Genomic DNA, 14,482 nt, shown 5'->3' on the forward strand with positions numbered 1-14,482 from the left:
AAAGCATAAAAAAACATTCAGGTATTCAATTTTATAAGATTATTTTTTGTTGCTTTCATCATACTGCCCGATTCGTGCAGGAAGTGATTCAGGGATAGATTATAAAGATGAACAAAAATGAACCCTCAACCTAGTAAGTGTTCATAAAAATGAAGGTCCTTCCTGAAGAGATAAGATAATAAACAGTTAATAAACAATGTGTTAGCTATGTTTGGTAAGGGGAAAGAAGGGTATACAAAATTGTAACATATGTTGCCTTTGATTGTGCCGTCCATCAGAAAACGTGCTTTTCGGAAGCGATTTTCAGCATGTCACGGCAAGGCATTCCAACAAACTTTGTCTTATTCTTTCATGAAGGTCAAAATCCATCAATTTATTGCCGCTAAGATCGGTGACGTAAAAAACATCCGTAACCTGGGCTCCCGGCGTAGAGATTTTGGCCAGTTGGATGGATACTTGGAGATTATAAAGCGTATTGGCGATGGAGTGCAACACGCCTGGCCGGTCCCATGTATACACCTCGATAATGGTGTAGAAATCCGAAGCATCCTCGTCGACCAGGACACGGTCTTCCTTGCGCGGGAGACACTTGGGCTGTAAAAGAGAAGGTTTTCGCCTGGTTGCCAGCAGTTCATCCAAATACGAACGGTTTTCAAGGACCTTCCCAAAGTCACTCTTGATTTTTTCCCAGAGTTCATCGGCACGCAATGGATCCGGCAACCGTTCCAGGATGAGGATATCCAGTGCAATCCCGGACTCTCTGGTGAAAATATCTGCCGAAAGAATATTCAACCCTCTTGCCCAGAGGATGCCTGTTATGATGGCAAACAAACCGGGGCGGTCCCTGGTGGCAAATGTGACCTCCCACATACTTCCTTCCATCTGCCGCGCATGAAATGCCAGAGCGCGCTCACCGTCCAGTTCCCTCTCCATATGGTAATGCCGCTTGATGGCCTCGGGGGCCTGGGAAAGAAGATAGCGAAAAGAAAGCTTTTCGAGCCACTGAGCGACCTTCAGTTTCTCCGACTCGGATTCAAAATGTTCGAGGACCTTTTGCTGCACGACTGCAGATCTTTCCTGCAAGTCCTCTCCCTTCCAATCCCCACGGAGGAGCAGTCGATCCACCTTGGCCCAGAGTTCTCTCAGCAGGGAAGCCTTCCATGTATTCCAGGCACCAGGGCCTGTCGAGCGCGAGTCGGCAATGGTGAGAAGATAGAGCAGGTGCAACCGTTCCCTCTCTTTCACTTCAATGGCGCAGCCGAGTATGGGTTTTTCATCCATGAGATCACGTTTGAGAGCCGTCTCTGCAAGAATGAGATGATGCCTGATGAGAAAAATCAGCAAGTCGCCCTCTTCTTCTGAAAGATGCAGCCGTTCGGCAATATCTTTGGCCATTACGGCGCCCCGCTCCGCATGATTCTTGCCTTTCCCTTTGCCGATATCATGGATCAGCGCTGCGAGGTAGAGGATGCGACGGTGCTTTATCTGTTCAAAAACGTTTTTCAGCCTGAGTCCCAAAAGTGATTCGTCCTCATCCTGTTCCATGCGATGCAATTGACGTACGGTGCGCAAGAGGTGTTCATCCACCGTATACAAATGATAAACATCATGCTGGACCCGGTAACGCACTGCGGCAAACTCAGGTAGAAACACATCCAGAAAACCTGTCTCCAGCATCACCTTGAGCACACGAAAAGCGTTCTTATCGTCAAGCAGGATATCGAAAAACTGTTTGATGGTTTCCCGATCTCTGCGCACCGCATCCGTAAATGCGCTCAAGTTTTCACGGATGACCTGTCCTGCCTGGTGATGAAAATGGGCGTCAGATTGCGCTGCCTGCCAGAAAAACTGCATGAGGAGCCCCGGACGTTTTTTGACCCATTCCGGTTCCATAAAATGAAGATGCCTGCCTTCCAGCAGGAACGGCCCCGGGAGAATTCGCTTGTGGAGACCAAGCCTTGGGATTTTTCTTTGAGCTTCTTCCAAACGTTCGAGGAAAAAAGAGGTGGTGCGCCGAATGCGTGCAGTATGACGATAGTAGAGTCTCATGAAAGCTTCTACTGCAGAGCCTTGAAGTCCATCCATGCAGCCGATGCGCGCAGCGATCTGCTCCTGTTCCGGGAAAAGGAGCTGATCCTGTCGACGTCCCGTCAACTGGTGAAGTTGCAACCGCACACGCCACAGGAAATCATAAGCCTGTTCGATCCACAGTTTCTCCTGCGGAGTGAGCCATTCATGCGCAATCATGGCATCAAAAGAAGGATTTTGAAAATAGACGGCCCCTGCCCATCGCATGAGATGGCAATCCCTCAATCCGCCAACCCCTTCCTTGATGTGAGGTTCTAAAAGATAAGAACTTTCGCCGTACTGCACGAGGCGGCCTTCACGATATTGAAGCAAATTTTGAAGAAATCGCCGCCGACTTTGTGTTCCAAAGCTCTTGCTGTAGGATTTGCGCCAATCTTTGAAAAGCTGGGAATCTCCAGCGATCAGTTCGGCTTCGAGATGATTGGTAAGGATGGTAAAATCTTCATTGACCAGACGTTTCACCGCCGAGACGGAAGCTGTGACATGACCTACTTCAAATCCATTGTCCCAGAGTCCATAAACGATTTCCCGCACTACATCCTGGAGAACCTGAGGAAGACGCTTCTGATAGAGAAAGAGAAGGTCCAAATCGGAAGCGAAACTCAACTCTCCGCGCCCGAATCCCCCTACAGCGGCAAGAGCCCATCCTGCTTCAGGCAAGGATTCGGCATTGAAAGCTTTGGCTAGATTCTCCCGAAAGTGCTGTGCATAGGTGCGGGCAGCAAGCAATCCGGGAACGTCATTCCGACACATTTGGAGAAACGTCTGGCGGATTTCTTTCAATCGTTGGAAGAGAAGATTAAAACGTTGCTGGGCCATGAGATCCTCTCAAAAAGTGCGGGTAGTGAGTGCAAAATCGAATGATCAATATGACCGAAGATTCACCCCCATTGAGTAAAAAAAGTCCGTTTTAGAATCGGATAAACGATTGCTTTCCGTTGCCGCAATTCTTAAAGGGCTTCTTCGCCCACTTCTCCCGTACGAATACGTATACATTCTTCCAAAGGGACGATAAAGATCTTGCCGTCTCCGATCTTACCGGTATTCGCAGCCGAACGAATGGCATCCACCACTTCGGGTACCTGATTGTCCACAACGGCAACCTCAATTTTTATTTTGGGGAGGAAGTCGACGACATATTCAGCGCCTCGGTAGATTTCCGTATGTCCCTTCTGGCGACCGAAACCCCGAACTTCCGACACGGTCATTCCTTTAACCCCGAGGGCCGTGAGCTTTTCTTTGACATCATCCAGTTTGAAAGGCTTGATGATCGCTTCAACCTTTTTCATAAAAGTTTCCCTTTCAATCTTTTTTCGGTTCGATTCTCGCAGAAATCAGCGTCCGGAGGGCATGCGCCCTTCTCTGTACCCATGCGCAATAGGGTTGCGCCTCCCCATGCCAAAAGCCTTGGTAGTCACCCGGATGATGGGTGGAGCCTGCCATCGTTTATATTCGTTGCTGTCTACACGATTGATCACCCATCGGACGAGCTTTTCGTCCCACCCCCTGGAGAATATCTCTTCGGCCGGCAAACGTTCTTCAACATAAGCTGCCAAAATGCCGTCTAAAACATCGTAGGGTGGCAGAGTGTCCTGGTCTTTCTGGTCCGGACGCAACTCGGCCGAAGGAGCGCGCACCAGACTGCGTTCGGGTATCCATTCATGGATTTCATTCAATTTATAAGCCAATTCATAAACCAGTGTTTTGGGAACATCTCCCAGGAGCGCCAGCCCCCCGTTCATGTCCCCATAAAGGGTGCAGTATCCCACAGCCATTTCCGATTTATTTCCCGTACTGAGCAGAAGCCGGTTAAATTTGTTGGAAATGGCCATCAGAATCATTCCCCGGATGCGCGCCTGAAGATTTTCTTCCGTTACATCGGGGGGAAAGCCTTCAAAAACGGGAGCGAGGGACTGCAAGGCCGAATCGAAAAGACGCCCAATGGGAACTTCGTGAAAAGAGATACCCAGTCGCTTCGACAAAACACGTGCATCCTCGAGACTCTCCGGAGCATTGTAGGGACCCGGCATGGCGACTCCCATGACATTTTCCCTTCCGAGAGCCATCACGGCCAGGCACGCAGTCAGTGCGGAATCGACACCGCCACTCAACCCCAGAACGGCTTTCTTGAAACCACATTTGGATGCGTAATCCTTGAGCCCCAGGATCAGCGCTTCAATCACTTCACTTGCTTTATCAAGGTTCGATTCATGGAGATCTCCCCGAAGGGTTTCCGTATCATAGACAATCAGATCTTCCTTGAAATCATACCCGCAGGCAACCTGCCGTCCTGACTGATCCCACACCATACTGTGGCCATGGAAGACCAGTTGATCATTGCCTCCCACTTGGTTGACATAAACAACCTGCATATTGGATTGCGTTGCATGCTGCTTGAGAAGTTCACTCACCCATACCGCTTTTCCCACGTGGTAGGGCGAAGCCGATATATTGATGAGAATCTCCACCGAGGCTTGCTGCAGTTCACAAATGGGATCACAATGGTAAAGGGGACGTGGAAGATACTCCTTAACGTTCCAGATATCTTCACAGATTGTGAGGCCAAGGCGCGCTCCCTTGTAATCCACCCAGGTCGTCTTCTTGCCCGGTTCAAAATAGCGCTCTTCGTCAAAAACATCGTATGAGGGAAGCAGTCGTTTGTGCGCACAAGCCACCAAAGCACCATCGTCAAAAAAGAGGGCGGAATTATGATAAGGCTTACCCGGGCCGTCTTTGTTTTCAGCAACAGCCCCGACGATGACCCCGATTCCCTTGCTCGCTTCCTGAATTTCCTGCCAGTAGGGCTTGCTGGCAAGGACAAAGCTGGGTTTATCCAAGAGATCCCGTGGCGGATAGCCCAGAAGGGCGAGTTCCGGGAACACAACCAAATCGCATTGTTTCCTTCGAGACTGCTCGATAAAATCACGGATTTTTGCCGCATTTCCAGCAAAATCACCAATATATGGATTCATTTGAGCTAATGCTATACGCATTTCGATTGACTTCCTAGTTTGAGGTATGAAAAACGGTCCATCGTCTTCAAAAAAAGAGCCGTGCAAAAGGTATCACAAATTTAAGGAGCATCAGGCTTTGGCGCGTGCTTTGCCGCTTGAGAGCTTCGTGCGAAACCTCTTGGGATCGACTCCGTATTTTTCGACTTTGTATTGAATGATCCTTTTGGTTGTTCCCAGCAACCGTGCCGCCTGAGATTGATTTCCATGGACATCTTTGAGAGCATCGGTGATGAGATCCCGTTCAAAGGCGCTCACCAACGCTTCCAGTTTTCCGCGACTCACGCTTTGCGTTCCCGTGGGTTTCATCTGGAGTGTGGGTGGTAAATGCCAGGCATCAATGGCCTCACCGGTAGCCAAAAGTACGGCGCGTTCAATACAATTTTCCAATTCCCGCACATTCCCCGGCCAGTGGTAGGACATGAGCATATCTATGGCCCCAGTCGAAATACGCTTGACCTCTTTTCCAAATTCCTGAGCATATTTCTGAACAAAATAATCTGCCAGCAAAAGGATATCCGGTCCTCTTTCTCTCAAGGGTGGTAAAAAAATGGGGAAAACGTTGAGCCTATAGTAAAGGTCGGAACGAAAATTTCCGTGGGCAACTTCCTGTTCGAGGTCCTTATTTGTTGCAGTGACGACTCGCACGTCGACTTTCACCATTCGTGAAGAACCCAAAGGCTGGAACTCGCGTTCCTGAAGCACACGCAACAGTTTTGCCTGAGCAATGGGGGACAATTCACCCACCTCATCCAGGAAGATGGTCCCGCCCTGTGCCTCTTCAAATCGGCCGCGCCTGCGCGTGACTGCCCCAGTAAATGCCCCCTTCTCGTGTCCGAAGAGTTCACTTTCAAGGAGTGAATCCGGCATGGCGGCACAATTTACCTGGACCAAAGGCCCCTTGCGTCGCCGGCTATTTTCATGAATCGCTTTGGCTACCAGCTCTTTCCCCGTCCCGGTTTCCCCATTGATCAACACGGTGGTGTTCGTATCCGCCACTTGGTCGATGAGTCGAAGAACTTCCTGGATCACTTTAGATCGGCCGATAATGTTGGTGGTAGGGCGCCTGGCTTCGGCCAGCATGCGTCGCAATCTGCGATTTTCTTCTTCAACCACACGAAAATGAACCACTTTACCCAGGAGTTCTGCCACCGAACTCAAAATCTGGACCTCTTTTTCAAGGTTCTCCACCTGGTGAGCCAGTTTATCTGCGGAAAGTACACCCACGACTTTGCCCTGATAGAAAATGGGAACGCACAGGAATGCCAGTTCCGCACGATTCAGGGATTTACGCGCCCCTGTACGGTCGAGAAACAGGGTTTCCTTTCCCAGATTGGCGATCGCCATGGGGCGCCCCGTTTGAGCCACCTTTCCTGTGATTCCCTCGCCTGGCTGGTAAGAAATCTCCCCCGTTCCCACCTCAACACCCCGGGCCACATCCAACCAGGCTTCACCCGTTTGAAGGTCAAGGATGGAAATCATGCCTCGTTCCATACCCAGCCACGTACTAAGAATACCCAGGGTTTGAAGGAGTTGATCTTTAAGCTCCCCCGTTATGGCAAGCACTCGAGCGATTTCGTGCAAAGCTCTCAATTCCAAATAGCTGTAATTTTCTGTCATCACTGATAATATGCCTTCTCCTTCCCCTTATTTTTGAACTTCCTTCATACCGCATTACGACAAAAATGTCACCAAATACTTCAAGAATCAGAAAACAAATATCCTCCCTCTATGGGCCCAATCCATGGAGAGTCAATAATGTCAACGCATAATGCAGGTCTTATGAAATTAAAATCAACGCTATAATTTTAGTACAAAAGTGTTTCATTTTAAACTGCATTCCATTTTTGTTCATCCATTCTCCCCAGGGAGACAACTTCGGCTAGTCCTCTCCGCCAACCCGATAGAAAAGGAGGGAGACAGGAGAGATGTGGTCCTGTGGCGTCCGGACAGTCTATATTGAAGTATACATACCGCTCCGGCGGCAAAAGATTCGCACGTGCCAACAAGACCATATTTTTTAAGGAGTCAAGGTATTTTTAAAAAGACTTGTAAAGCACAGTGACAATCTTTAAGTATTTTTCCGTAGGGGGCTTGATGTTTACACTTTGGCAAGAGGAAATTTGTGAAATTTTCGGCTTGAAAAGAATTCTTCGAGGCTTCCCTTGCTCCCCTCTAAGAGCCTATCCAAAAACCTACCTCGGCAGCAGCCCCCCCCTTTAATTCCCCCCTCAAGGGGGACCAAGGGGTGTGTCGCAAAGTCCACAGGTGGCTTCTGGATAGGTTCTAAATAGCAGGGGACAATGGGAAACTATCCAAAGTAAATTGCCTAATTTTGTTCAAATCCCGATAAATGTTCAGGCTTGAGCAAATCAAAGACCGTCTTAACCGGGTTGAAGGTGGTCCTGGGCACTTCAACTATCACCGTGATCCAGTCAGCCATCGACCCATTCCATAGGCCGGGAAGTTCCAATGCTTTGAGTTCCCTGCCTTCCTTGAACTTCCTGGAGATGAAAACGGTTTCCGGATCCACGTAATATCCCAGGTTAAATGGTTTTCCTTCGTAGTCGCGTACGCCACAAACCAAGTCCACTGGATTGAAATGTGTGGACGACATCCAAATCTGTTCCTGGTCCGATTGACTGAAATCTACTTGAGCCTTTTCCACAATCTGCAAAGAGAGGGTTCCGTTTTTATTTTCCACCCAGAAAGGAGCTCCTCCGGGTTCACCTACATTACGCACCACTCCACACACTCTTATGGGACGATTGAGTTTGCGTAAGAGTAAATCCCTTCGCTTTTCCAAAGGCATATATTCATATGTTTCCGGAAAACGAATCGAGAGCCTTTCCCGTGCAAAGGAAGCCGCCTTTTCCACATCGGATTCGGAAGATTCCTGCTTGAGCTTTCGAATGGTATCGAAAACCAAATTCTGAATTTCAACGAGGTAACCTCCTAAAATCCGTTTCCATACGACGGTATCTTCCTTTAAATTGTCAGGGACCACATTGTCCACATTTTTAATGAATATCAGATCTCCCTGAAGGTCGTTGAGATTCTCCAGAAGGGCTCCGTGGCCTGCGGGCCTGAAAAGTAGATGTCCGTGCCGATCCCTGAAGGGGCGATTGAACATATCCACAGCAATAGTGTTTGTGGAGGGTTTTTGATAAGAAAAGTCGATGGAGTAATGCATTTCAAAACGATTTTCATAGCAGCCCTCTACGACATCCAGAAGTTCGAGAAATCTCTGCTCGTGCTCGGGAGAAACGGTAAAATGAAGACAACACACACCATTTCCATTGCCCAAATAATCGGCCGCTTCTACAAGATGTTCTTCGAAAGCCGTTCGGGACCCGTTCTTATACCGATGGAATTTCAACAATCCTTTTGGTAGGGAACTGTAGTTGAGCCCATAATCCGTGAGAAGATACTCTAAGATTGTAAGAAAACGGCGCTCTCTGACGAGCATATCCAGATCAAAGCCATCTCGTGCAAGAACATCCTCCAAATCGTCAATAAAGGGGAAGTGAAAAAGTTCTTCTACAAATCGAATGAAATCACAGGCTACCGCGACCCCTTGTCCGGCTCTTCGCTGGAGTTCATTGAACTCAAGGAACTGTGGCATATGATAAATCTGCATGAGTGATTGGAACATGCGAGTCGCAGCACCGGAGGCAGGGACGAATTTCAAAAACCGGCCTTTACGGGCTGCTTCAAAATGAAGCTGAAGATACCTGTCTTTTTCCGATGCTGGAATGATCTGGATGCCGTTGCCGAGAACGCAAGCGTGTTTCAAATGGACGAAGTAGGAAGATTTTTCAAAAATTTCAATTTGACGCCTGACCTGTTCTTCAGTGATTCCCAAAGATTCCATCTGCAGATAATCAGCATCAATAAAAGAAAAACCCTTCATGAAATGACTCCATTGGACTTTTCGTCTGTCATTAATGTTTGTGTGGCAACGATTCAAAGTGGCGGGAGACAGGGGAGGAACGCTGACCGTTCCTCCCTGCCGTGGAAATCTGACGACTCAGACGCGATAAGACGAATGAGCCGTGAACTGATCATTCATGACAACCGGAGATCGCTACTGCTATCGAAAAGTTTCAGCTTACTTACGCCAGTCAGTCGCGACATGCATGAGAGGACCTACCTTAGAAAGACCTCGATCTTGGCCTGTGTTTTGAGTTGATCCACATAGGCAGTCAGTTCTTTGTTGACTTTTTCCTGCTTCAGGTGCTGCTCAATCTTGGACTTGATTTCATCGTAGGGAGTGACGCCGGCTTCTTTCTTATCCGTCACCTTGATCAGGTGATAGCCAAACTGGGTTTCAACAATATCGCTCACATCACCCGGTTTCAAAGCAAATGCCGCATCCTCGAAAGGCCCCACCATCTGACCTCGTTGGAAGAAATCCAAATCGCCTCCATTGGCACTGCTTGGACACTCAGAAACCTCTTTGGCCACAGCAGCAAAATCCTCGCCCTTCTTGATACGTTCCTGAACGGCTACAATTTTTTCCTTAGCTTTTGCCTTCTCTTCAGGAGTGGCTTTCTGATCTACCTTGATAAGAATATGACTGGCTCGAACCATCTCAGGAGCTTTGAAAAGATCGGGATTTCCATCATAAAACGCCTTTATCTCCTCCGGAGTAATCGTCACCTTATCGGAAACCTTTTCGTCGATCATTTTCTTGATGGCCATATCCTGTGCGAACTGTTCTTTGAGCTTATCCTCAGTAAGATTCATTTTCTTGAGGGTACTCACAAATTCAGTCTCATTGGGGAACCTTTTCTTCAGGGTATCCATCTGCGCGCTTACTTCAGCAGGATCTACCTTAATGCCAAGCTTCTGACTTTCCTGTCTCAACAGTTCACGACTGATAAGACTATCCAGAACCTTTTTTTTCATTTCTGCCAGTTTTGCCGCATCAGGGGCTTGCCCCGTCATGCTCATTTGCCTTTCATAACGGTTCATTTCCGAGTCGAGTTCCGCCATGTATATGATGGTTCCATTCACTGATGCGGCCGGCTCTTTTTTGACATCCTTTGTATCATTAACGGCATCTTTCTTACCATCTTTTTCCCCAGCCGCTTTCTCCTTGGAGGCTGTTTCCTTTTGGGGACTCTTCTCTTTTGCAAAAGCAAAGGGAGTTGAAATGGCCAAAACGAAAGAAATAGTTAACAATAAGATCCATGTCGCGGTTCGTTGCCTCATACGATAAAGCTCCTCAATTTAATCATCGAAAAACTGACCCATGAGGACCAATATTAACCCTCATGAGTCCCACGTGTCCCTTTCCGGTCAAGACGAGCGACATGGCCCAATCGGGACAACAACCGGCATCCGGCAAACATTTCTTACCAGATAACCGGCAAATTTAATCATTTAAATCCTTAATAGTCAAACAAAGTCTTCAGCGACATTGAAATACATTACCCCCATGATCGGAACGGCCACAACGAAAAATGAAAGGCAAAGAGATGCAGGGCAATACGGAAAGTGGGAAACGCTTTTGAAAAGTGATATTACCATGAGGAGCCATGAATTTGAGCTTTTTTTTCATATAGTAAAGATAGAAATCAAACCAAAGGTATGACGGTAAGAGGAGAACAGTAAAACTCATTGAACCAAATTGCCCTCTTCAAACCACTCGGCACTGTTCAATAACGTCCCGATAAGCGCATGTGTATTGAGAATGCTTACATTTTTCTGTTGCATTTTGCATTAGAAAAGGCTAAAAAATTTAACTATAGTTATATAGCGAGTTGGGCCTCATTTTTGGACTCTGTACACGAAATCGGTCTCGCCTTAGAGCTAAACGGTTTCAAAGTCCCTCTTTAATGGCTGTCCCGACAAGCAGCAGGTCAATGAGTCAACATAAGGAGAAGGAATATGGCGGAAGGCCGAGTAAAGTGGTTCAATGAGAAGAAAGGCTATGGTTTTATTGAAACAGATGCTCAGGGCGACGTGTTTGTCCACTATAGTGCTATCGATGGCTCCGGGTTCCGTACCCTTGCTGAGGGGGAATCCGTTCGATTTGATGTGGAACAGGGTTCAAAAGGGCCTCAAGCGGTCAATGTAAAAAGGCTACAGTAAGTTCTTTTCATTGCACGACATACCACGCGACATACAATGAACAGTTGCAAGGCCGGAATCTCCGGCCTTTTTGTTTTTTAGAGGTTGATTCACTTCCTTCAAACAGGAGCTGTCAGGGACTCTTTTGCCCATCTTCAAGGCTCTCAAAGGGCAATGTATAATGAGCACGTAGTTTTTGCATGACTGTCTCGGCAACCTCACGTTGTTTTTTTCCATGAAACTTGATGTAGTGATATACGGGCACGACCTCATATCCGCGGATAAGCTTGTGCTCTCCCCCGAACCCCGGATCCATCATGGCATACCCTTCACGGATTGCATACTCGATAGGATAATAATAACAAGTCGCAAAATGCAGGAAAGGAATCTCCTCGTAGCATCCCCAATATCTGCCGTACAGCGTGCTTCCTTTGTAATAAAACAAAGCCATAGCAAGCTTTTTACCTGACTGAGTCGCCACAGAGAAACTACATCTGTGCCGGAAATTCTTCTCCAAAAGTTGGAAAAAATCCCTGTTAAGGAAAGGCCTTATGTCCCTCCCCATATGTTTGATCCATGTCTGTAGATACAAATCATACATTTCTTCATAATAGGATTCAGGAACTTCCGTACCCGGAATCATACGTATCTCTATGTCCTGCTGACGTACTGTCCGTAATTCTCTTTTGATTTTTGTCCTGCGGCTGGACTTAAATGACAAGAGATAATCGTCAAAGGTCCTGAAATTTCGATTGAACCAAAGGTAGTATTTATTTTTGATCGCTATATACCCGTTTCCCACAAAGAGGGATCGCATTTCGAGTGTGGAATCCGAAAGAAAATAAATACGGCTGGTCGCGAATCCCTTGGACGAGCAAAAGAAATCGATGTATTGCAGGATCTGCTTATAGATCTTAAAAGTCGCAATTCCCTTCGAATGCAGGAATTGATATCCTGGAACCGGTGTGAAAGGGACAGTACCCAAAACTCCAACATGATAAGGTATGCCTGTCAGTTCGGTAAGGAATTCCAGCAACCCCCCGTCTCCAAATTCAACCCAGGCGCGGTCGCGTATATAGAGAGGAGCAATAGCAATTGGTTCCTCGTCCCAGTAGGCGACAATGTGGAAGGGGCGATATCCTCCTTCTTCCGATACAGAACCCGACTTCTCAAGGGCATAAAGATATTCCCAATCCATCAGCGGACTGGCGTCGGCAGCTAATCGATTCCACATGTGTTTGTCAATATCCTCCACCCGGGAAAAAGTTTCGAATCGAACCGACATAGCCGCCCTCATTCGTAAATTTTTGGACATCGCCTTCTGATGGAAAAGGTCATATCAGACTTCTTTAATAGTGGCCAATGTCGATCTTTGTCTAGAGATATTTACGTACAAGAAGGATGGAGAAATGCATTCTCACCAATGAGTGGTTGAAGAATTCCTCCGACGTTGCAACCATTTCAAGTCATCTCATGCTCCAAGATATTGTTCTCAATACATAGAGGAACGATACGAGCGTGCGGGCGATCTGCTCCTGTCAATGCGATCCTCTGTCAATCTTTACAAAGTGTTGAGATGAAACCGCATGAGATTTCTTGTTGCGATATACTTAAAAGGTTGTATGTTGACTATTGTAATAGTTTTGCAGCAACTGACATAAAGCTTCAAACTTTAAAAAACCCCCTTTTGACAAACACGAGTTCGCGAGCAAAGTGGTATTCTTGAAATGAAACTCGAAGTCACTGAAACCATTAAAAGTCACTCCATTGGTGTTATTCAGGAGTGAAGTGGGAGGAGATTTTCTATGATTCCTCAAGAAATTCTAAACAAAATGGATGGAAATCGTCGGCGATATGTGGATGAGTTATTGAGTTTCCTGCGTATTCCCAGTGTGAGCACCTATTCTCAAAACGCACCCGATGTTCGACGTGCAGGTGAGTGGATTTTGAATCATCTCAAGAGACTTGGATTTCAAGCTAAAATTTACTCCACAGCAGGACATCCCATTGTTTTGGGCGAACGCTGTGAAATGCCGGGCCGCCCCACCCTCCTCATTTATGGGCATTATGATGTTCAACCCCCGGAACCCATCGACGAATGGCGTACCCCCCCGTTCAACCCCGTCATACAGGATGGATATGTATATGGTCGTGGCGCAACGGATGATAAAGGGCAGTTTTTTACCTATCTCAAAGCCATCGAAGCCGTTCTTGCCGTCGAATCCAAACTCCCCATCAATGTAAAAGTGCTTGTAGAAGGAGAGGAGGAAATTGGGAGCCCTAACCTTGTGCCTTTTCTGAAGTCACGAGCAGACGATCTGAAGGCGGACGCTGTCGCTATTTCCGACGGTTCACAATTCACGCATGGAATTCCCGCCATAACTTATAGTTTAAGGGGATTATCCTATCTGCAACTCGAGATCCAGGGGCCTCGTTTTGATCTCCATTCCGGGGTGTTTGGCGGAGTCATCACAAACCCGGTACAAGCTCTTTCAGACATTATCAGCAAACTCAAAAAAGACGATGGCACGGTAGCTATACCGGGATTCTATGATAATGTATTACCACTTGAAAAATGGGAAAGAGATGAAATGGCCAACCTGCAGTTTGATGAAGACAGCCTCAAAGCCTACCTGGGAGTGCAAGAGTTGACGGGAGAGGAAGGCTACACCCCCCTGGAACGCAAATCGGCTCGTCCCACCCTGGACGTCAACGGGATCTGGGGAGGCTTTGCGGGTGAAGGCGCCAAGACCATCATTCCAGCCAAAGCCGGTGCAAAAATAAGCATGCGCCTGGTGCCCAACCAGAGGTCGGAACGAATCAACCGTCTGTTTCGAGAATTCATCCATTCCATTACGCCACGGGGTGTTACGGTGAACATAACGGAATTGCATGGGGCTGATCCCGTTCTAGTTTCCCGCGACGAAAAAAATGTTCAGGCGGCAGCAAAAGCCATTGAAACGGGTTTTGGGAAATCTCCTGTTTTCATCCGCGAAGGGGGGTCGATACCCATTGTGAATCTCCTCAAGGAGGTTTTGGGATTTGAAAGCATTCTGCTTTTGGGATGGGGTAGTCCAGATGATGGTGCACACTCCCCCAATGAACGTTTTCTGCTGGATGACTTTCACCGCGGCATTCGATCCGCTGCGGCCTTACTCTACGAACTGGCACTTTAGAGGGCGCTTGTATGAAGAACAATGTCCCCGGTTGTCACAGGCACATCGAAAACGGCTGGCGGATCATACTTTCTAAAGAGCGCTTCTCTCCAATAGTGAACAATCCATCCGGCACAGCTCATCTTGCTC

General features: G+C 47.5%; 9 protein-coding genes. 2 read left to right on the top strand and 7 right to left on the bottom strand.

Going from position 1 to position 14,482, the window contains the following annotated elements; genetic code table 11:
• Positions 1-303 precede the first annotated feature (303 nt).
• From glnD to QMG16_RS04040, 6 genes are all read right to left on the bottom strand, one after another.
• Positions 304-2,907 (bottom strand): [protein-PII] uridylyltransferase, encoded by a 2,604-nt coding sequence (gene glnD / locus QMG16_RS04015; protein WP_281792386.1) that lies wholly within the window; start codon positions 2,905-2,907, stop codon positions 304-306.
• 131 nt (positions 2,908-3,038) lie between these two features.
• Positions 3,039-3,377, bottom strand: a complete 339-nt coding sequence (locus QMG16_RS04020; RefSeq protein WP_281792387.1) for a P-II family nitrogen regulator — start codon at positions 3,375-3,377, stop codon at positions 3,039-3,041.
• A 45-nt stretch (positions 3,378-3,422) separates the two neighbouring features.
• A complete protein-coding gene (locus QMG16_RS04025) occupies positions 3,423-5,081 on the bottom strand; it encodes an NAD+ synthase (protein ID WP_281792388.1) in 1,659 nt (552 codons plus the stop codon).
• A gap of 90 nt (positions 5,082-5,171) precedes the next feature.
• Positions 5,172-6,719, bottom strand: a complete 1,548-nt coding sequence (locus QMG16_RS04030; protein ID WP_281797026.1) for a sigma-54-dependent Fis family transcriptional regulator — start codon at positions 6,717-6,719, stop codon at positions 5,172-5,174.
• A 709-nt stretch (positions 6,720-7,428) separates the two neighbouring features.
• Complete coding sequence (locus tag QMG16_RS04035; protein WP_281792389.1) at positions 7,429-9,012, bottom strand: DUF4301 family protein; 1,584 nt, start codon at positions 9,010-9,012, stop codon at positions 7,429-7,431.
• A gap of 236 nt (positions 9,013-9,248) precedes the next feature.
• The gene (locus QMG16_RS04040) at positions 9,249-10,316 is read right to left on the bottom strand and encodes a peptidylprolyl isomerase (RefSeq protein ID WP_281792390.1); all 1,068 of its coding nucleotides are present in this window, start codon (positions 10,314-10,316) and stop codon (positions 9,249-9,251) included.
• 678 nt (positions 10,317-10,994) lie between these two features.
• Here QMG16_RS04040 and QMG16_RS04045 point away from each other — a divergent pair.
• A complete protein-coding gene (locus QMG16_RS04045) occupies positions 10,995-11,198 on the top strand; it encodes a cold-shock protein (protein WP_281792391.1) in 204 nt (67 codons plus the stop codon).
• Positions 11,199-11,310: 112 nt separating this feature from the next.
• Here the strand turns inward: QMG16_RS04045 and QMG16_RS04050 are convergent, their stop codons facing one another.
• Complete coding sequence (locus QMG16_RS04050) at positions 11,311-12,462, bottom strand: GNAT family N-acetyltransferase (protein ID WP_281792392.1); 1,152 nt, start codon at positions 12,460-12,462, stop codon at positions 11,311-11,313.
• A gap of 520 nt (positions 12,463-12,982) precedes the next feature.
• Here QMG16_RS04050 and QMG16_RS04055 point away from each other — a divergent pair.
• Positions 12,983-14,353, top strand: coding sequence for a dipeptidase (locus QMG16_RS04055; protein WP_281792393.1), 1,371 nt, complete (start codon positions 12,983-12,985; stop codon positions 14,351-14,353).
• Positions 14,354-14,482: the final 129 nt, after the last annotated feature.

Origin of the sequence: Desulforhabdus amnigena (assembly GCF_027925305.1) — a bacterium.
GTDB lineage: Bacteria > Desulfobacterota > Syntrophobacteria > Syntrophobacterales > Syntrophobacteraceae > Desulforhabdus > Desulforhabdus amnigena.

Coding starts and splice junctions, on each gene's coding strand:
- QMG16_RS04020 (WP_281792387.1), bottom strand. CDS start 3,377: ATGAAAAAGGTTGAAGCGATCATCAAGCCTTTCAAACTGGATGATGTC.
- QMG16_RS04040 (WP_281792390.1), bottom strand. CDS start 10,316: ATGAGGCAACGAACCGCGACATGGATCTTATTGTTAACTATTTCTTTC.
- glnD (WP_281792386.1), bottom strand. CDS start 2,907: ATGGCCCAGCAACGTTTTAATCTTCTCTTCCAACGATTGAAAGAAATC.
- QMG16_RS04035 (WP_281792389.1), bottom strand. CDS start 9,012: ATGAAGGGTTTTTCTTTTATTGATGCTGATTATCTGCAGATGGAATCT.
- QMG16_RS04055 (WP_281792393.1), top strand. CDS start 12,983: ATGATTCCTCAAGAAATTCTAAACAAAATGGATGGAAATCGTCGGCGA.
- QMG16_RS04030 (WP_281797026.1), bottom strand. CDS start 6,719: ATGACAGAAAATTACAGCTATTTGGAATTGAGAGCTTTGCACGAAATC.
- QMG16_RS04050 (WP_281792392.1), bottom strand. CDS start 12,462: ATGTCGGTTCGATTCGAAACTTTTTCCCGGGTGGAGGATATTGACAAA.
- QMG16_RS04045 (WP_281792391.1), top strand. CDS start 10,995: ATGGCGGAAGGCCGAGTAAAGTGGTTCAATGAGAAGAAAGGCTATGGT.
- QMG16_RS04025 (WP_281792388.1), bottom strand. CDS start 5,081: ATGCGTATAGCATTAGCTCAAATGAATCCATATATTGGTGATTTTGCT.